The following is a 19,836-nucleotide window of genomic DNA, read 5'->3' on the forward strand; positions in this document are numbered from 1 at the left end:
CCTAAATATATTTTGAATTTGATAGTGTTTTAGCTGCATGTTTTTTCGTATAGCCATAGAGTCCTAACAATACCACAACTAATACAACGCTTACAATCCAGAAACTGCTCGTGATCTGCCCCCGAAACGCGACGTTGTAAAATACACCGCCGAATGATCCGCCCAAAATCGGGCCGGCAACAGGAACCCATGCGTACTTCCAGTTAGATGATCCTTTCCCCGGAATCGGCAGAAGTGCGTGGGCAATCCGCGGGCCTAAGTCGCGGGCGGGATTAATTGCATATCCCGTGGTTCCTCCAAGAGAAATACCGATAGCAACAATGAGAAAACCGACGATTAAAGGGTTAAGTCCCTCTGTAAACTCATTTGCCCCAATCGCCAAAATTCCAAGCACAAGGACAAATGTCCCAATAACCTCACTTAAAACGTTTGCAAACGTATGCGGAATGCTGGGTCCGGTTGAGAAAACACCCAGCTTGGCAGCGGGATCATCGGTAGACTTCCAATGCGGCAGGTAATGAAGGTAAACAACCACCGCACCGATCATTGCTCCGATCATCTGCGCCGCAATGTATACCGGAACCTCTTTCCACGGAAAATCACCAATAAAAGCAAATGCTATTGTTAACGCGGGATTGAGATGGGCGCCGCTGATGCCGCCGACCGCATAAGCGGCCATTGCCACACCCAATCCCCATCCAAATACAATAACAATCCAGCCAGATTGATATGAAAGCGATTTCTTTAAATTAACTCCTGCACAAACACCTGCGCCAAAAATAACAAGCAGCATCGTACCGATTAGTTCTCCCCAAAATGCTGTCATAGATAATTCCTCCTAAGGTTGCGATTAAGAAGTATGATAGGGAATAAAAAAACCACAACAAACCGCTTTACGGGTGTATAACCTTTACCGTAAAGAGCTGCTGTGGTCTCCGGATTCTCCATCACATTGTATTAACCTAGTGCAATTGTATCAGTGGATGAAAGCGGTGTCAATCACTTTCTGTCAAAAAGTTTTCATATTTTTTCCATAATTTGGTGTTAGATGTTGTGACAGCAACGGCACCAGCTTTCAGGGCCTGTTCTACATCCTGTTCTGTGCGGATGAAACCTCCCGCAAAAATAGGGATACCTGTTTTCTCTTTAATTTCCTGAATAAGTGACGGCACGATGCCCGGCAGTACTTCAATGAAGTCAGGCTTATGCTTGCCGACAAACTCCATGCTTTTTTCCATTGCGCTTGTATCAAGCAGAAACAAACGCTGGATTGCATAAATTTTTTTCTGCTTCGCTTTTGCAATCACGTTTGATCTAGTTGAGATAATCCCCGCCGGCTTAATATCCTGGCAGATAAATTCCGCTCCGTATTCATCATGTTTGATCCCTTGAATTAAATCAACATGGACCATCATCTTCTTCCCATGCTTTTGCGCCTCTCTGATCACACCCTTTAATTGTCCGAGATGAATATCAAGTATCACGCCGTATGAAAACGAACTGTTTAAAAACTCATCAAATTGCTTCATATTACGAATAGCCGGTAAAATAGGCTGGTTGTGAAAACTCATAGTGTGCTCCTTTAACAAATCACTTTTGTATCAAATCGTGAGTATGCTTTCCTTCACTGTTTTTACGATAAATGCAAGGTCCTCTTCTGTCAGACAAAATGGCGGGGCGAGCTGAATGACATTGTTGAATCCGGCGACTGTATCGCCGTTTTTGCCGATGATCAGCCCTTTCTCTTTGCATGCCGCAACCACTTGGTTCACTTGGTCAGCGCCAGCCGGCTCTTTAGTCAGTTTATCTTTGACGAGTTCGATTCCGACCAGCAGCCCTTTCCCTCTTACATCCCCTACTGCAGGGTGTTCTTTCAATGACTGAAGCTCACCTAAAAGCTCTGCTCCGAGATCGCGGGATCGCTGAATCAGCTGTTCGTCCTCCATAATTTGCAGGTTTTTCAAAGCCAATGCGCAGGCTGCCGGGCTGCCGCCGAATGTGTTGACGTGGCGGAAACGGTCATAGGGAGCTTCTCCTTGGTAGGCTTCAAAAATTTCCCGTTTAACCGCGGTCGCTGACAATGGCAGATACGCGCTTGTAATTCCTTTCGCCATTGTAATGATATCGGGCTTCACGCCGTAGTGCATATATCCGAACGGCTTGCCAGTCCGCCCAAATCCGCAGATGACTTCGTCACAAATCAGCAGGGCGCCGTGACGGCGGCAGATTTCCTCCACTTTCTTCATATATCCGTCCGGCGGCATTAAAATGCCTCCGCCTGTAATAATGGGCTCCATAATGACACCGGCAATCGTTTCGCTTAATTCCCATGTCATGATACGGTCAATTTCATTTGCGCTCTCTAGCGTATCGGCGTCTTCAGGATTTCGGTAGACATCAGGCGGGGCGGCGTGCAGGAATCCTTGGCTTAACGGTTCATATTTATATTTCCGCTGTGCCTGACCGGTGGCAGAGAGCGCTCCCAACGTATTACCATGATAGGCTCTATATCTAGAGATGAATTTATAACGGCTGTGGTCGCCGTTTTCCAGATGGTACTGGCGAGCGATCTTAAAAGCGGTTTCATTCGCTTCCGATCCGCTGTTGGAAAAGAAAATCACATAATCGCCGCCAAGCCACTCATTCAGCTTTTCCGCCAATTGAATCGCAGGTGCGTGACTTTGCGTTAACGGGTAATACGGCAATTCCTTTAATTGTTCATAGGCAGCCTCCGCAAGCTCTTTTCTGCCGTAACCAATATTAACGCACCATAAACCGGACATCGCGTCAAGATAGCGGCGTCCGTCTATATCAGTCACCCATGCTCCTTCCGCTTTTTGGGCAATCAGACTGTCCGCTTGATGCGCTCCCTTCATAGCATGCCACACGAATTGCTCATCCTTTTGCTTTAATCCCTGATTTTGCTGAATGTTTTCCATCCCCATCATCTCCATTTCATTAGCGTTCAATAAATTGAAACAGACCTTCTCTTATGTGATGTCTAGGTGATGATTTCCCTGACTTCAATATAAAGCCAGACGACAAAGGAGTCAATAAACCGCCGGGTAATTAAAACATCCTCTTTCATCAAGAAGAAAGAGGATGCAGCATCCAAAGCAGGACCGGCAAAGTGACTATGCTCAGCATTGTGCTGATAAAAGTGGCACTGGAAACGACCTCAGGCCTTGTATTAAACTGAACGGCCATTAAGGTCGTATTGGCAGCGGTCGGCATGGCCGCTACGAGAATTATAATTTGCTTCGTCATGTCATCCACAGGCAAAATCAATGTAAAACCCAGCGCAATGAACGGAGATACCATCAGCTTCAGCAGCAGAGAATAAGAAATTTTTCTGTATTCAATATTCCTGAAAGAGATCAGCGCAAGCTGCATGCCAAGAATAATCATGATTGTCGGTACCGTGGCATTTCCGACCAGTTCAATGCCTGTCATTAACTCTTTGGGAATTGAAATATGCATAAGCTGAAGTATTGTTCCTAAAAGTGCTCCGTACACTACAGGCATACGGATAACCCGCGTCATCACCGTTTTACATCCGCCTTCCTCCGAACCGCCCTTTGCAGCGTAATACATGCCGATGGTGCTCATAATTAACTGCTGCAAGACCATTAACACAACAGCCGTATCCAGCCCCGCCGTCCCAAACACAAGCAGTACGACAGGCGTGCCGTAATTGCCATTATTCATAAAGGCAGATGAGAGAATCATGGCACAGCGATCTTGATTCGAATACTTATGAAAAAAGGATAAAAAGGAGACCAACAGCACTAGAACCAAGCATAGACCCAGCACAAAAATAGACAGATACACATAGTCCATCGTCAGCTTGTTTGAATAAAACGTATCAAAAGCCAAAAAAGGAGACATTAAATATAAGGACATTTTGGACAGTGTCTGTATATCAAAACCGAGTGTTTTCTGTCCGATATAACCAATTGCGAAGATTCCGAAAACAGGAACTAAAACAAGCAAAAACTCCATAAGGCACCTTCTTTTCCGATGTACACATATTTATTTCTATTGTAGAGAAAGCGCGGCCGCGTTTCAATTCCGCTTTTTTAAAAAAAGCCCGCCAATTCAGGCGGGCCTTCGCATTATTTCTTATAGTGTATGTGGTATATATCACGGCGTCTGTCTTTGAGCTGGCGCACCGTTCCGTTTTGGCGCTGTCTTCTGAGAATTTCTAAGTCAACATCGCCAATGACGACCATTTCAATATTCGGGTTGGTTTCCCCAACGATGCCGTCTCTTGCAAATTCAAAATCAGAAGGGGCAAAGATGCCTGACTGAGCATATTGGATATCCATATTTTCCGTTTGCGGCAGGTTTCCAACCGTTCCGGAAATGACGGTATAAATTTGATTCTCGACCGCTCTTGCCTGTGAACAGTATCTGACACGCAAGTAGCCTTGACGGTCTTCCGTACAAAATGGCGTAAAAATAATTTTGGCGCCTTTATCGGCCGCAATGCGGGCGAGCTCAGGAAATTCAATGTCATAGCAAATTTGGATCGCAATTTTTCCGCAGTCCGTATCAAACACACGCACCTGGTCACCCGCACTGATTCCCCACCATTTGCGTTCATTCGGCGTAATATGCAGTTTATATTGCTTCTCAATTGTTCCATCGCGTCTGAACAGGTAGGCAATATTATAAATTTTCCCTTCTTCTTCTACGAAATGAGATCCGCCGATGATGTTGACATTATACTTAACAGCCAAGTCTGTAAACAGACTGATGTAATCCTCAGTATACTCAGTAATTCTCTGTACCGCCAAGCTTGGTGAACGTTCCTCAAGGAAGGACATCAGCTGGGTTGTGAAAATTTCCGGGAACACTGCAAAATCGGATCTCGCGTCAGACGCAACATCGACATAGTACTCTACTTGATTCGCAAATTCCTCGAAGGAATAGATTTTTTTCATTTCGTATTGGATGACACAAATTCTCACAGGGAAGGCCGATTTATAATAACGCTTTGTCTGCTGCGGCAGATAATCGACATTATTCCATTCCATCAGCGTCGCATATTTGAATGAAGCTGTATCATCCGGGAGATAATCCGGGTTAATCCGCATCAGAGTAAAACCGTTCATCAGCTGAAAGGAAAGAACCGGATCGTAAATTTGATGGCGTGTTACCTGTTCAACATACTCTCTCGCCGTCATTTCATCAGCATATTTATGATAGTTCGGTATCCGTCCGCCTATGATGATGCTTTTCAGATTTAAGCGTCTTGCCAAATCCTTTCTTGCCTCATACAAACGATGGCCGATTTTCATCCGTCTGTAATCAGGATGCACCATGACCTCGATCCCGTACATGTTTAAGCCATCCGGATTGTGATTGGTGATGTATCCGTCATCTGTAATGTCCTGCCACGTATGGCGGTCATCATATTCATCAAAGTTAATTAAGAGGCTTGAGCACGAACCGATGATTTCACCTTCGAATTCTGCACAAAACTGCCCTTCGGGAAAATGCTCCAGATGGCTGATTAAATGCTCGCGCTTCCACGGCTCCATGCCTGGAAAGCAGTCCTTTTGAAGGTCGATAATGTTGTCGATATCTTTCTCTTCGATATTACGGATGACCATTTTCTTTTCAAAACGGGTCAAATCTAATTTCTCAGACAATCTACTCGCTCCTTTCTATTTTTGTGCGTTTAGATGATCAAGCAATAGGGTGAGTTCCATCTCCGCCATTGATTCGAGCTTGTGATCATATTCTTCAAACATCAGGGTGCCTGTTACTTGATTCGGAACGATGACACACTTCATGCCCGCTCGCTTGGCAGCAATCGAACCATTGACGGAATCCTCGAATGCGAGACATTCCGACGGCGATACTCCAAGATTCTTTGCCGCTAACAAATACAGCTCGGGATTGGGCTTGACCTCTTCTACATCATCAGCTGTCTGAATCACTTCGAATTCGTCAAACAGGCCCAGTTGCTTCAAATGGCCGGATACCCATTTATAATCTGAGCTGGAAGCCAGACCTACTTTTAAGCCTAAATCCTTTGCCGCATTCAGATACGCTTCAACACCTGGTCTCGCTTTTTCTGTTTCCATGCGTTTTGCAAACCGGTCTCTTCTCAGTTTTGTCAGCTCTTCATGGTTCAGCTTTTTGCCTATCTGCTCTTCTAAGTATTCAAATGGCCGAAATCCCGCCGCTGTTCCGATAACCTTTCCCCATACGGATAGTGGCAGTACTGAGCCATGTTCCTCAAAAATTTCCTGAAGGACTTCATATTCATGCGTTTCTGTATCAAGAATAAGCCCGTCAAAATCAAAAATTAACGCTTTTATCACTGCGTACAACTCCTTTGGCCCGAATTGAGACATATGTATACACTATACCCCGAAACGTCTCTGCTTTCAAAAAGTAAGGGTCTATGTGAAGAAAGAGCCTGCACACTGCAAGCTCTTTCTAATTAATGCAAGTTTTGATGAGAAATGTTTGTCAGCGCTTCTCCAGCAGACTCGTTCGACATCTGATTGACAGCCAGGTCTCCAAGCGCAACGATCCCGACTAGATTGTTTTGATCTACAATAGGAAGGCGGCGGATTTGGTGCTGGGCCATCAGCTGCGACGCGTCTTCCAGACTCATATTAGGGTTTCCTGATACGAGGTCTGTTGACATCACTTCTGAAACGGGTGTCTGGCCATCTCGGCCCTGAGCTGTGGTTCTCAATGCAATGTCACGGTCAGTCAGCATTCCTTTTAAAACACCTTGCTCTACAACGGGAATCGCCCCGACGTTATGCTGTTTCATCAGAGAAGCCGCTTCCTGAATCGTTTGATTCGGAGAAACGGTTGCTACCTGCGTTGTCATTGAATGTTTAACTGAACTCATTGGTCAGCACCCCTTTCAATCATTAGTATGTTCAGACACCGGATGATTAAAAAGGGAGTTGCAGGAAAGGTTTTGTGGTATGATTTCTCTGATGCAAAAAGAGCTTTTCTTGAAACGGAAAAGCTCTTGCTGCGAGATTATATCAGTCTTCTGTGACCGGATAAGGCTTTGTTTGTTTTCGTTTGAAAATCAGATAAAGCAAACGGAAAATATATTCCGCAATCATTCAGCAACTTGCTGTTTTTATTAAAAATGGCTTGATCACTCAAGTCATCGTGCGGTGAAGGCTTTGTCAGGATAATATGTATCATTTGCAGACAAGCCATAATTTGAAAAGCTTCTTTTAATGTTCCTTGGTAATATTGGTTATTTAAAGACAGAACGCCTTTCTTTTTAAAGCGCTGAATGTCCAGTTCGGAGAAATAAAGAGGAAATACATGATGGAAAAGCTCCATTGACAGTTCCTTGATAAAGCTTTCCTGTTCTTCAGTTGCTGCGTTCATAATTCTCACGTCTATCACCTTTCTTGCCATCGAATATCCAAAGTCTTTCTCAAGAATATCACAGAAAAAAACGCGAATGTTAAGGTAAGTGTTTCCTATGAGAATCAACGGCCTTTCACGCGAAAAAGGAGCCATTTGATCATGAAAGAAAAAGGCAAAGGGCTAGAGCTGATAATCAGTGAAAAACAGGACGGACAATGGCTATTTTCCGTGCTGAAAACAGAGCTCAAAGCTTCGAAACCCGTTATCCAAGAATGGATGACTCATCACAATATAAAAATCAATCATGAGCCTGTCAAAAACAACATACTCGTAAAAAAGAGTGACCGCCTATTTATTGATCTTCAGGAAAACGAAGAATCCTCTGTCATACCTGAGTATGGAGAGCTTGATATTTTATTTGAAGACCGCCACATGTTAATCGTCAATAAACCAGCCGGTATTTCCACTCATCCCAATGAAGAAGGTCAGACCGGTACGCTCGCCAATTTGATCGCATACCACTTTCAGGTAAATGGCGAAACAATCAAAGTGCGCCATGTCCACCGTCTTGATCAGGATACATCGGGCGCTGTCGTATTCGCCAAGCACCGTTTGGCGCATGCCATCTTAGATCAGCAGTTAGAGAAAAAGACGCTGAAGCGTACATATCTCGCAATTGTTGAAGGAAAGCTGAAGCCCAAAAAAGGCAAAATTGATTCGCCGATTGGAAGAGACAGATCACACCCGACAAGACGGCGGGTTTCACCAGGCGGACAAGCCGCCGTCACCCATTACCGTACCCTTACTGTCAATGCGGGAGAAAAGCTCTCGCTTGCTGAATTAGAGCTGGAAACGGGCAGAACGCATCAAATTCGTGTGCATATGGCAAGCATCGGCCATCCGCTAACGGGCGATACACTTTACGGAGGCGGGAGCCAATTTCTTAACAGGCAGGCGCTTCATGCCAAAAAGGTACAGGCTGTTCATCCGATTACCGGAGAACTGGTCGTTGCCGAGGCACCGCTTCCAGCTGATATTGAAAGTCTTTGCCATACTTATTTTTCATAAAAAAAAGCCGCAGAGATTGACCTGCGGCTTTTTTTACGAAATACGTTTTCCGTAAATAATATAACGTTTTGGGGCATTTCCGACGTATGAAAAAGGATAGCAGGTGGTCAGTATGAGCTCTTCCTTTTCGTGCTGCAGCGTAATAATGGACGTATCATCCTTGTCTACAATTTTTGTTTTTTCAATTTCATATGTGAAATCACCATATGAAAGGATGATGTTGAGCCGGTCACCTTTTTCAAGCTCTCCCGTCCGGCGAAACACAGTATCACGATGTCCTGACAGCACAATTTGTCCGTTTTCATCTGGATAATAGCTGTCCTTGTAGTGCCCCACACCTTTTTCTAAGTCATCGGCATCGGTTCCTTCCACGATTGGAAGCTCCGCATTGATTTTTGGGATTTCCAGTATGCCGCTCGCTTGACCGGTTTTCGGCTTAAACGATGATTTTTTTTCGGCTTGATTAGCGTTTTTCTTCGTGCCTGCAATGGCCGGCGGCTGTTCAGCCGCCTTTTTTGCTTCTTTTAATGTTTGCTCAGTTTTCATGCTGGTATCAATCAATTTAAAGCCCCCGTAGCCTGTGATCGCAAGACCGATCACAATGATTACAAGAGGAATATATTTTTTCACGTTGTAGCGGCACTCCTTTTCCTTCTGATATATAAATACGTTCCGGACAGTGAGACCGCTGCACCAATCACAATAAAGTTGTAGTATCCAGCTGACGTATCCGGAAGCTTAGAATCAGAGCCGCTTTCCTTACCTTCTTTATGCAAAGGCAGTGTGTTTAAACGGCCGGCGGCAGTAGCAGGCTGATTGGTCTCTGTTGTAAATTCTTCAAAGGTCGAAATGACTGCAGGCGGTAGCTGATGGACCGGAGCAATGCCCGGGGTCTCTTTTAGATCAGGCTGTTCTTCCCCAGGTGTCGGATTTACCTTGCCTGGATCGTCTGTTCCCGGACTGTCTGCCGGGTCTTCAGTGACTGGGTCTTCAGCATGACTGTCTTCAGCCAGTTTAATTCTGCCTTCTTTCGTATATGAAATCGGCTTTTCAAAGCTTTTTACATACTCTACAGTCGCTTCTAAATCCTCAGGCCCTGTAACCGGGTGTTTCCCAAGCAATCCGATTGGCTGGTATTTGGCTCCTGTCGCCGTCGCCATAAAATGATTAACGGTCAATGTGTATGTGGCATCCGGCTGGATTTCGGTTCCATCTGCCATTTTTATCTCAACTGCTTTGCCTGTATCTTTATCCCACGTATACGTAAACCCGCTTATGCTGTAGTCAGGGCCGAAAACCGGTGAGATTTGCGCATTGATGATCTCCCGTAAATCTTTTCCTTTAATCTCAAGCTTCGTCAACACATTTCCGAACGGCTGAATGTTAAAGAGATCCCCCCATGTAATCGGGCCTTTCTTCAGTCCTTCCCGTATCCCCCCGCCATTCATTAGCGCAAAATCAGTTTTCATCGCCGCTCTCATGCCATCGGCAATCAAATTCCCAAGAGGCGTGTCGCCATCATTAGAATAACCGCCTTCCATATCAACAGCCGCTTCACCGACTACTTCGCTGATAATCGGTTCTGCAAGGGCCTGGTACTTACTTAAAATAGCTGAGGCGCTGGCATCAGGTTTTTTCTTGCTTTGATCGACGTATTCAATTTCAGCCGACTTTTTGACGATGTCTCTTGTCTGTTTATTGATTTCCAGATCAACGACACCTATCGCTTTTCCGTATTCAAACGCCTGAACGATCAGCTTGCCGTTCACTTCACCATTGACGACCTTATGATTATGCGCTGCAAAAATGATATCTATCTCAGAATCAGATTTGTTTGCAAGGTCAACGGACTCACCTGTTATTGTGCTGCCGTTTTGTTCGGCAGACATATGTGCGAGCACCGCAATTGCCCTGATGCCTTTTTTCTTCAGCTCTTCGGCAGCAGCATTTACTGCTTTTACTTCATCGGTAAACTGAATATCCTTTATTCCGTCAGGCATTACCATTCCGGCCGCCGACTGTGTAACAACTCCAATAAAAGCAACGGGTATGCCCTCTACATTTATGATGTCATAAGCTGGCAAAAAGGGTTCTCCGGTAGACTTCATTTTACAATTAGCGCACACGAGGGGAAAATTTTGCCCGTCATAGCCGCTAGTGCCTTTCGGATGATCTCCCCCTTTTAACATTCTCATGAGTTCATCCGTCCCTTCATCGAACTCATGATTGCCCACAGTTCCAACATCAAATCCGATATCCTCCATCAGTTCGACAGTTGGTTCGTCTTGAAGAAGGGATGATACAGGCGAACTGCCTCCGATCATATCACCGGCGTGCACAGTGAGCGTATTTTTCTTTTCTGCCTTTTTCTCTTTCAAATAAGCAGCTGCATAGTCCATGCGTCCGAATGTGCCATCTGGAGTGCCGTCTCCATCAAGGTCAAGCTGATATTGCTGATCGATTTTCCCATGCAAATCATTCATGCTTAAAATCCTAAGCGGTATATTTTCTTGGGGAGAGGTTTGCTTTTTCTTGTAACCGGCACTCTCTGCTTCAGCTTCTGAAGCAAAGAATATCCTGTTTTCCACAGCCACCTGCTTCCAGTCTGCTGGCGCAACATAGGCCTTGTTTGATGAGTCTCCCACATACCTTGTCAGCCCTTTTCCCTGCTCTCTGGCTCTAAATTCAAACGGCATTTCCATAAGAGGATCCGCTTCATTCCAAATGCCTTTTTGCTCTTTTTTTGCATTGGCGACTGCAGCCTGAAATTCCTGATAATCCTCTTCATTTTCAACAGGCCAAATAAAATATGTTGGAGCATAGCCATTTTTCACGAGTTCTAAATTCACATTTGACCCTATTTCAGTCACAACCTGCCCAAGAAGTCTCCCATAGCTGTCCTTGGCTTCACTGCCGACTTTTACAGTAATGTGATCTCCTGGAGACAAAACAGTTTTTAAATAGTCAGATGCTTTCTTTCCAAATCTTAATTGATTTTCATCTGCTTCATTTTTTGGTGTGTGGTACGTTTCTGGCGTGTCTACATTTACAAAACGAATTTTTGTCGCACCAAGTATCGGTTTTTTAACATGAATGGTGTCACCGTCTACAACGCGATCAACCACAGTTTCATATTCGCCTTCTGAAGAAGGCGGGGCAGGCTGCTCTTGAAGCGGCTTGATGTCTGCTGATTTTCGCGGAAGAAGCTGAAGGGATTGATATCTGCTCAACACGCCTGTGATTTCATACCATTTATTCTCAGTCAGTCCATCAATGATACCTGTCTCATTCATAACACGTAATGTCATTGCGTGGTGATCGTTATCAATCATTGTTACATTGTAACCGCCGCCCGCTTGAGAATTTGGAATGGAAGAAATATAAGCTTTGACCGTCACAAGACGCCCTTCATATTGATCACCCAAGCTGCCATTGACCAGTTCATTGATCGTTGAAGGTTCAGGGACAGGGAGAGGCCGATTGGATTGGGTAATACGGATGCCGGATGTATCTGGAACAATTTCAGTAAGCCCTTGGTAAGTTGCTATTTTCCCTGTTACCGTAATATCCATTCCTTCTTTTAACTCAGGGAACTTCTCTGGCGCTGCCGAATAAATGTTGATGCCGCCTGTGTCATCCTGCATAAAGGTCGACAGCTTTCCGCCTCCGATTGCGTTTTGATCGGCAGTAACAACACCTTTAATCGTGACATGCTGATTCATTCTGCCGCGCGCTTCCTGTATTGTAATAGGCTGTTCTATCGGCGGAGATTCAGCATCATCCTTTAAGACCATCGACTGAACCTTCTTAAGACCTGTCGTATTAAAATAATGTTCAAGCTCTCCTTGAACAGCTATCTTTTTCCCAAGAAGCAGCGGGTTCGTTTGCAGTCCGAATTGGCTTCTGAACGCGGAGGGTATTTGCACGGGAAGAATGTGATTGGGTGATGTCTCGTTTTTGCTGTCTGCTATAGCAACGTTATAATCATTTGAAAAAGGACTCGTCAGATTATAATGCTGAGATGAAACGGCTTGGCCGATTGTATATCCTTCGACAAGAGCTTGTCCCTCTTTTTGCTGTATCGCTTTTTCAACCGATATTGCTTCTGCCGGCTCAGCAGCCCTTACAGCTTCATATGCGGACATGACATTCAAGAAAATGAAAAGCATGATCAAAACAACATGCAAAAAACGCCTCATCAGTTTTCCTCCCTTACATCTTGCATGATTCGTTTATTTGTTAATCACTTCGACAATCAGCATATAATTCCTGTCAGTCACTGCATAAAACACAGTGGACAGGCACAAAATACAGCTGATCTGAAAAAAAAGGAGGAATTCGGTTTGGATCAGCAATTTCAGCAGCAATCACAGAACAAAGGGATACCAGGTAAACCGCATCAGAATCACGGCGGACATGAAATGTTTGATATGCACGAGGTGCTTTCCGGAACGCTTACTGTGCTTGATCAGTTTATGATGCTGAGACAATTCTGTAAGGATCAGGAATTATTAAACATCCTTGACCGCCAATATCAATTCATTACATCTCAATATAACTTAACAGCAGAGTGCTTCAAAACAGGAAGCGAGCCTTCACAAAAAACGGCGACTTATATGATGAAGGAAGACAACCAGACTGTTTACGGTATGCAGCCGGCACAGCCTAAGAAACCTGTTCAATCTATGAATGATATTGATGACAGCATCATCAGCCGCCAAATGCTTTGCGCTGTTAAGGCACAGGCATCTATGCTGACAATGGCTTCTCTAGAAATGACAAATCCGGCCGTTAGACGTGTACTGTCTGCGCAAATTCAGGAGTATGTCGAAATGGCTTTTGAGATTTTCCTTTACCAAAACAAACATGGTTACTACCAAGTTCCGCAGCTTGACGCGCAGGATATGGAACAACTGAGAAATTCCTTTGCCCCTGCACAAGGACAAATGCCTCCGACTCAAGCAACTCAAGGCGGTATGGGTCAGCAAGGACTTCATTAATTAAAAAAGGCATTGGATAGGTTCTATCCAATGCCGCATTTTCTTCAAACGATTTGGTGAAATCTTCTTCAAATTGATCAAGACTATCCTGTGTCGCTGCTTTAAACCCTTTTTTAAAATCCCCTTTTTTCGCTGTTTCCTTTATAATCTCCAAAATAATGTCTTTCCCGTATGTTTCCGTCAGCTCATTGACCATATAAAAACTTTGCAAATAAACATCGGTTTCATATTCCGATCGAGCTTCCTGCCAGTCCTGATCTGTCTGCAAATGGTCAAACGGCACGACAGAAAACGTGATCGGATCTATGAGCAATTCATAGTTCGCGATCCACTCGCTTAATCCTTCATGGAACCATAAAGGGAACTCATCAGGATCTGCTTCGAGCTCCCGTAATTTCTGATGAAACGCATGGTGTGTGTACTCATGAATCAATAATCTCTGATACAGATAAACCGCTACCTCATCACCTTCTAAAAGCTGCTTTTTCTCTTCAGGCAATAATCCGATCAGCTGCTCCCGCTCAGAATAAAAGCCGACAACATCCATTAAACCGGAATAAGCCTCCATCTGTTTTTCATTAGGAAAAAAAATAATATCAATAGGCTTCTGATTCGAATATTCAAACATGACCTGATTAATACTCACCGCATATTCAAGCGTTTCTTTCGTTAATGGCAGTAAGGATTTTTCCTTAGAAGTGTAATAAACATCGGCCTGTGTAAATGACTCTTTCTTCATGTGCTTCGTCACTTGTTCTTTCGTTATCCCAGATGCCTGCCCTGGCAAAGACAGAATATACATCGTGCTTGATACGATGGCCGAGCTTACGGCCAGCATCACAAGGACTCCGCACAGGAATAGAGCGGATGCCGCACGCTTTCCTATGCCACCCTGCAAACGTCTCCCTCCCTGAGCCGGTCCGTCTTGTACCTTTTTATTTTTACTCTATGCAGCCTTAGTTCACAGCGTGTCATTTCTGCAAAGAAAAAAGCCGCACAAGTTATGCGGCTTTTTATCTGTTATTCAGCTTGCGGAAAAACACGTTGTACTGTTTGACTGAATTCATCAAAGAATCCTGCAATCGGATCACCATTTTGAATCCGTTCGCCATACCCCTGCATCCGATCAACAAAGTCTGGATTTGCAGAAACATAAACATTGTCCATGTTCTTATCAGTGTCTCTTACTTTATCGGAAATTTTCTTTTTCAGATCTTTTCCAACTTCTTTTTTCCCATTTGTTAATACAACTGCAACATACGCTTGATTTCCGGCAACAATCACATTCGCGTGTTTCACTTCTTTCATATCGGTAATTTTATCGGCTGCATCATCAGCAACTTCCAACTTACGGTTATCATTACCGTTATTGTTATTACCATTATTCGTCATATTATTGTCGACGTTGTCACGGCTATCATTTTCATTGTTGATATTTCTTGTGCCGTTATCATTTGCCGGATTGCGGTAGTTAACATTTTCAGGCTCTGCATTATCACGTCTGCCCTCACCCTGATTGGCCATACTGCAGCCAGTCATAAGCAAAGGGATAAGAAGCATGGACGCAAGGACTTGTTTTTTTCCAAGCATGTGAATTCCTCCTTTATCACTTTACTTATAGGTTTTTCTAATTGGCTCTAAATATGCATGAAAAAATAACGGAAATGCTTTCCCGGGAAATAAAACGGTTAATTTGTCTAATCAGAGGGGAAAATATCAATACACTTATAAAGGAGGGATCACGTTGTTCAATCAGCGAAAAGGAATCAGCCCGACAGCCTTAGTCGTTGGCTCAACTATGCTTATTGCCGCTTTATCACCACAGGTCCGCCAGAGAATCAGCGGGTTTATTAAAGGTCAAATGAACAACCGGAATTCTCAAAATAAGTCGTTTAATGTTTCTAATGTTGGAGATATGATGAAACAGGCGTTTGGCGGGAATAATCAAGATCAATCTCAAAATCGTCAGCAAAATGGACGGCAGCATCAGCATGCAGGCCAGCAGCAAAGCCACCCTCAACAGCATCAGTCTCAGTCTAAGCATAATCGCCAAACGGACACAACAACAGCCAGAAATAGACAGCAGCAATATGCAGAGCCAATCCATTTCGAACAAAGCGCAATGAATGTAATGGATGACAACACTGTAATGGAAATGCTGGAAGACTTAGAACCCGGCCGTTAAAAAAACGTGTAATCCCCCGTGGGATTACACGTTTTAATATGACTAGGCTTCTTCCGCTTCGATCACATTGGATCGATCTTGGAATACACCAGAATCTATTTCCTTCGTGACTTTGCTGGTAATCAGGCCTGATGTCATACTTCCGCTGACATTAAGCGCAGTACGTCCCATGTCAATCAACGGTTCGATAGAAATTAATAAACCGGCGAGCGCGACAGGCATATTTAACGCTGATAAAACGAGCAGCGCTGCAAATGTAGCTCCGCCGCCAACCCCGGCGACACCAAACGAGCTGATGGCAACAACCGCGATAACTGAGATGATAAACGCTGGATCAAACGGATTTTGACCGATTGTCGGAGCAATCATCATTGCCAGCATAGCCGGATAAATGCCGGCACAGCCATTTTGGCCGATAGATAGCCCGAACGAGCCGGCGAAGTTCGCAATTCCTTCCGGCACACCCAAGCTCCTTTGTGTTTTAATGTTCAGCGGCAAAGCGCCTGCGCTTGATCGTGACGTAAATGCAAACACGAGTACAGGCAGTGCTTTTTTCAAATAAACAACCGGATTTAATCCGCTGATCGTCAACAGAAGCAAGTGGATGATAAACATTACAATCAACGCGGCATATGAAGCAATGACAAACATACCAAGTTTCAAAATGCTGTCAATATCACTTGTCGCAATCGTTTTTGTCATAATGGCCAGCACACCGTAAGGCGTCAGTCTCAAGATGAGAGTAACAACCCGCATGACAATGGCGTAAACAGCATCAATCAATTTTTTGAACGTTTCTGCCTGTTCAGGCTGTTTCCGTCTCACACCTAGAAATGCAATGCCTAGAAAAGCGGCAAAAATAACGACTCCAATCGTTGATGTCGGTCTAGCCCCTGTAAAATCCAAAAACGGATTTCCAGGAAGCAGTTCAATCATTTGCTGCGGCAGTGTTTTCGCTGTCATCTCCTCTGATTTCTGTTCAAGCTCCTGTCCCCGAGAAAGCTCTGTACTTCCTTGGTCAACCTGGATCGCCTGAAGATCAAAGGAAAGGGCGGACACAATACCAACCGCCGCGGCTACAGCTGTAGTCGCAACCAAAATCCCGATAATCAAACCGCTGATTTTCCCGAGATTTTTTGTCAGCTTCATCTTTGTAAAAGCGCCTAGAATGGAAATAAAAACAAGCGGCATGACAATCATCTGAAGCAATTTGACATATCCGCCCCCGGCAATATTAAACCAGTCGGCTGTTTGAACCACAATGTTTGAAGTCGGACCGTATATCAGCTGAAGCGCGAACCCAAAAACGATTCCCAGCCCCAGCGCAGTAAACACACGTTTTGAAAAAGAAACATGTTTCTTCTGCATGGCAAAGAGCCCAATAATGAGTAAAAGTAAAATAAATACATGCAAAATGACTAGCAAAGTCTCCAATTGAGGCAAACTCTCCCTTCAAAATTTTTCTTATATACTATATTACACAAATTCCGATAGTTCAAGTAAGAATTATTCCAGCATCAATATTTGGATAAAAAAAACCAATGAATACCGTTTTTGTTCTTTTCATTCCCCCCTTTCTTTAGTAACTTATAAAAGGGTGATAATATTGCTGAAAGAACTGTTCGTAAACTTGACTATTTTAATCACATTTAATTATCTGTTCACCCACCTGTTTAAAGAAAGGTTAATACATAAAAAAGACCGCCTTTCCTTTCAGCTAGTAAAAGGAGCTGCTTGCGGTCTCCTCGGGGTTATTCTTATGAATTTTGGTTTGACGTATCACCATTCAATCATAGATTTTAGAAATATCCCTATTATGATCGCCGCTCTTTATGGAGGCTGGGTGTCTACGGTGACAGCCCTGATAATAATTGCAGCAGGCCGCATGCTGATCAGCTTGAATGAATCAGCGCTGTATTCCATGATTACAATTTGTATCGCTGCTGTGCTGTCACTTATTGCATCAAGGAGAGAAGAAGTTCAGCTGAAACACGTACTATTACTTTTAATCATTTCAAATGGGTTCATCTCCTTTTTCTTCTATGTATTTGTTGATATCCATTCACTTAAGCTGCACTTTTATTTTTGGCTGATTTCAATTATCGGCGGCATGCTCAGCCTATATATTATCGAGCATGAAACCAATGCACATCTTTTATTTAAACAATATAAGTTCCAGGCGCACTATGACTTTTTGACAGGTATTTATAACCGCAGAAAGTTTGAAGAAATCACACAAGACCTGTATCAACAGGCTACACACACTCCATCTTTACAATTTTCGCTTATTTATATGGATATCGATCACTTTAAAACCATTAACGATCAATACGGCCATCATGAGGGAGATCAGGTTCTGAAAGAGCTGGGATCCCGACTAAAACAAAATATCCGCAACACTGATCCTGCCGCACGGATCGGCGGCGAGGAATTTGCCCTCCTCTTGCCAAATTGCACGCCCGAGAAGGCAGTCCAAATCGCCGAACGGATCAGGCACTCGATCAGTAATACACCGATTGTATTAACAAACGGAGAAAAGCTTGCCGTTACGGCCTCACTGGGAGTAGCTCATTACCCCCGAAACACAGATAAGCCGGAAACCTTGCCTGTTCTTGCTGATCAAATGCTGTATAAAGCGAAAGAAAACGGCCGAAACAAAGTATGGTTTACCATAAAAAAAGAATGAATTCATTTTTTGAATTCATTCTTCCAATCTGAAAGACGATGTAAAGGCAAAAAAGCGGGAACAAGCATCCCTTGATACTCTTGTTCAATAAATGCCGCTGTATCATCTGATTGATAGAGTTCAAGGATGGTTTGCAATGTTTCGCGATCTCTGTCCTCAGCCCTGACAACAATTACATTCATATCTTCCTTCACGGTTTGCCTGCCGCCCTTTAGTGTATGCTTCTGCGGGTTCAGCCCCGCTTTTTTTGCGGCGGCTGTTTTCATCACAAACACATCAGCTCCGCTCATTACATCCTGTTGGCGTACGGTTTTCAATTTCAAGTGTTTCGGATTATCTTTTATCACATCAATTGAACCGGTTCCATTAAAACCGTTCTTCAAAGTAAGCAGTCCCGCTTCCTGCAGGAGTGTAAGGGCCCGCCCAAAATCGAGCGCTTCATCCGGGACAGCAACAACAGCACCGCGCGGAATATCTTTGATTTGCCGATACCGTTTTGAATAAATGCCCATAGGCGCTATGTATGTCGTGCCAAGCGGTGCCAGTTTATGTTTGTATTTCTTTGAGAACGACTGAAAATATGAAATGGATTGAATAGCATTGGCATCAATCTCTTTGTTTGCCAGCGCTATATCTGATTCTGCATAATCAGAGAATAGAATCAGCTGAATATCAAGCCCTTCCGCTTCAGCCTTTTTTACGATATAGTTCCATATCGCTTCGTCCGACTCAGCAATTCCTATTTTTATCGTTTCATGTTCTGCTGACCGTGAGCATGCAGTAAATGAAACGAAAAGAACAAGAACAAAACTGCATACAAGCCACTTTTTCATTGTGACACCATACTCCTATCTATCTTATTAGAGCATGCAAGCAATATCAGACATAAAAATCAGACGCTCTTAGTTGATAAACGTTGTCATTTGTAACATTGGTTAACTTTACCTTACTCATATCAGATAGGGTTGTCAATTACTATTACCCCTACCTTTCCGTAAAGAGATACAAAAGAAAAAAGTCCTGCAAACATATGATCACGTATCGAAAAAACAGATACATTTCGGCAAATAAATATCAAAATGAAAAATAATATGTTATTTTCCGAAAAAAGTTTCGTTTAACAGTTGTTTTTTCTCGAAATTACTGGTAGAGTAAAGGTAATTATTTTTGTTCGAACTATCTTTAAGAAGAAAGTTTTGTAAGAGTTTTCGTCTTGGAAGTTTGTTTTAGAGCAAGAATAGTGAATTTAAGCGTTATGATCGCTTTAGGAGGAAATTTCATGTTAGAAGGTAAAGTAAAATGGTTCAACTCTGAAAAAGGTTTCGGATTCATCGAAGTAGAAGGTCAAGACGATGTATTCGTTCATTTCTCTGCTATTCAAGGCGAAGGCTTCAAAACTTTAGAAGAAGGCCAATCAGTTTCTTTCGAAATCGTTGAAGGAAACCGTGGACCACAAGCTGCTAACGTTACTAAAGAAGCGTAAGCATAAATTGATAATAAGAACTGCAGGTGCAAGCCTGCAGTTCTTATTT

At 43.6% G+C, this 19,836-nt stretch carries 18 protein-coding genes and 1 pseudogene; 5 read left to right on the forward strand and 14 right to left on the reverse strand.

The window, feature by feature from the left end:
• Position 1: 1 nt before the first annotated feature.
• From NST16_RS13065 to NST16_RS13100, 8 genes are all read right to left on the reverse strand, one after another.
• Positions 2-826: an MIP/aquaporin family protein gene (locus NST16_RS13065; protein WP_340887146.1), complete on the reverse strand. Its 825-nt coding sequence runs from the start codon at positions 824-826 to the stop codon at positions 2-4.
• A 169-nt stretch (positions 827-995) separates the two neighbouring features.
• Complete coding sequence (glpP, locus tag NST16_RS13070; protein ID WP_029441192.1) at positions 996-1,571, reverse strand: glycerol uptake operon antiterminator GlpP; 576 nt, start codon at positions 1,569-1,571, stop codon at positions 996-998.
• A gap of 30 nt (positions 1,572-1,601) precedes the next feature.
• Positions 1,602-2,954 (reverse strand): aspartate aminotransferase family protein, encoded by a 1,353-nt coding sequence (locus NST16_RS13075; protein ID WP_340888361.1) that lies wholly within the window; start codon positions 2,952-2,954, stop codon positions 1,602-1,604.
• Between the two features lie 133 nt (positions 2,955-3,087).
• Entirely contained in the window at positions 3,088-4,002 is a 915-nt protein-coding gene (locus NST16_RS13080) for an AEC family transporter (RefSeq protein WP_340887150.1), read from the reverse strand.
• 113 nt (positions 4,003-4,115) lie between these two features.
• Complete coding sequence (locus tag NST16_RS13085; RefSeq protein WP_010333525.1) at positions 4,116-5,657, reverse strand: bifunctional GNAT family N-acetyltransferase/carbon-nitrogen hydrolase family protein; 1,542 nt, start codon at positions 5,655-5,657, stop codon at positions 4,116-4,118.
• A gap of 15 nt (positions 5,658-5,672) precedes the next feature.
• Positions 5,673-6,335 (reverse strand): HAD family hydrolase, encoded by a 663-nt coding sequence (locus NST16_RS13090; RefSeq protein WP_340887153.1) that lies wholly within the window; start codon positions 6,333-6,335, stop codon positions 5,673-5,675.
• A 122-nt stretch (positions 6,336-6,457) separates the two neighbouring features.
• Complete coding sequence (locus tag NST16_RS13095; RefSeq protein ID WP_010333523.1) at positions 6,458-6,880, reverse strand: CBS domain-containing protein; 423 nt, start codon at positions 6,878-6,880, stop codon at positions 6,458-6,460.
• Between the two features lie 137 nt (positions 6,881-7,017).
• Positions 7,018-7,413, reverse strand: coding sequence for a YhcU family protein (locus tag NST16_RS13100; RefSeq protein WP_286058825.1), 396 nt, complete (start codon positions 7,411-7,413; stop codon positions 7,018-7,020).
• Positions 7,414-7,524: 111 nt separating this feature from the next.
• Between NST16_RS13100 and NST16_RS13105 the strand changes: the two genes are divergently transcribed.
• Positions 7,525-8,433: an RluA family pseudouridine synthase gene (locus tag NST16_RS13105; RefSeq protein WP_340887155.1), complete on the forward strand. Its 909-nt coding sequence runs from the start codon at positions 7,525-7,527 to the stop codon at positions 8,431-8,433.
• Between the two features lie 33 nt (positions 8,434-8,466).
• Here the strand turns inward: NST16_RS13105 and srtA are convergent, their stop codons facing one another.
• Together srtA and NST16_RS13115 are read right to left on the reverse strand one after the other, a co-directional pair.
• Entirely contained in the window at positions 8,467-9,063 is a 597-nt protein-coding gene (gene srtA / locus NST16_RS13110; protein WP_010333520.1) for a sortase SrtA, read from the reverse strand.
• Positions 9,060-12,632 carry a 5'-nucleotidase C-terminal domain-containing protein gene (locus NST16_RS13115; RefSeq protein ID WP_445684586.1) on the reverse strand — a complete coding sequence of 1,191 codons (3,573 nt, stop codon included), beginning with the start codon at positions 12,630-12,632 and terminating at the stop codon, positions 9,060-9,062. The genes srtA and NST16_RS13115 overlap by 4 nt, the downstream gene beginning before the upstream one ends.
• A 144-nt stretch (positions 12,633-12,776) precedes the next feature.
• Here NST16_RS13115 and NST16_RS13120 point away from each other — a divergent pair, with 144 nt between their 5' ends.
• Positions 12,777-13,433 (forward strand): spore coat protein, encoded by a 657-nt coding sequence (locus NST16_RS13120; RefSeq protein WP_168747282.1) that lies wholly within the window; start codon positions 12,777-12,779, stop codon positions 13,431-13,433.
• Here the strand turns inward: NST16_RS13120 and NST16_RS13125 are convergent.
• A pseudogene (locus NST16_RS13125) lies at positions 13,359-14,331 on the reverse strand (hypothetical protein); the annotation flags it as partial. The gene NST16_RS13120 and the pseudogene NST16_RS13125 overlap by 75 nt on opposite strands.
• A 122-nt stretch (positions 14,332-14,453) precedes the next feature.
• Positions 14,454-15,023, reverse strand: a complete 570-nt coding sequence (locus NST16_RS13130) for a YhcN/YlaJ family sporulation lipoprotein (protein WP_103672358.1) — start codon at positions 15,021-15,023, stop codon at positions 14,454-14,456.
• Positions 15,024-15,177: 154 nt separating this feature from the next.
• Between NST16_RS13130 and NST16_RS13135 the strand changes: the two genes are divergently transcribed.
• The gene (locus tag NST16_RS13135) at positions 15,178-15,618 is read left to right on the forward strand and encodes a hypothetical protein (RefSeq protein ID WP_340887156.1); all 441 of its coding nucleotides are present in this window, start codon (positions 15,178-15,180) and stop codon (positions 15,616-15,618) included.
• A 42-nt stretch (positions 15,619-15,660) separates the two neighbouring features.
• Here NST16_RS13135 and NST16_RS13140 read toward each other — a convergent pair whose 3' ends face one another.
• Positions 15,661-17,052, reverse strand: coding sequence for an L-cystine transporter (locus tag NST16_RS13140; protein ID WP_168747278.1), 1,392 nt, complete (start codon positions 17,050-17,052; stop codon positions 15,661-15,663).
• Between the two features lie 172 nt (positions 17,053-17,224).
• On the opposite strand from NST16_RS13140, the gene NST16_RS13145 reads away from it, so the two are divergent.
• On the forward strand, positions 17,225-18,304 hold the full coding sequence (locus tag NST16_RS13145; RefSeq protein ID WP_340887157.1) for a diguanylate cyclase domain-containing protein: 1,080 nt from the start codon (positions 17,225-17,227) through the stop codon (positions 18,302-18,304).
• 2 nt (positions 18,305-18,306) lie between these two features.
• On the opposite strand, the gene NST16_RS13150 is transcribed toward NST16_RS13145, so the two are convergent.
• Positions 18,307-19,137 (reverse strand): MetQ/NlpA family ABC transporter substrate-binding protein, encoded by an 831-nt coding sequence (locus NST16_RS13150; RefSeq protein WP_168747276.1) that lies wholly within the window; start codon positions 19,135-19,137, stop codon positions 18,307-18,309.
• Between the two features lie 446 nt (positions 19,138-19,583).
• Here NST16_RS13150 and cspB point away from each other — a divergent pair, with 446 nt between their 5' ends.
• Positions 19,584-19,787 (forward strand): cold shock-like protein CspB, encoded by a 204-nt coding sequence (cspB, locus tag NST16_RS13155; protein WP_010333511.1) that lies wholly within the window; start codon positions 19,584-19,586, stop codon positions 19,785-19,787.
• The last annotated feature ends 49 nt before the right edge of the window (positions 19,788-19,836 follow it).

This window comes from Bacillus sp. FSL K6-1005 (assembly GCF_038000225.1).
GTDB lineage: Bacteria > Bacillota > Bacilli > Bacillales > Bacillaceae > Bacillus > Bacillus mojavensis.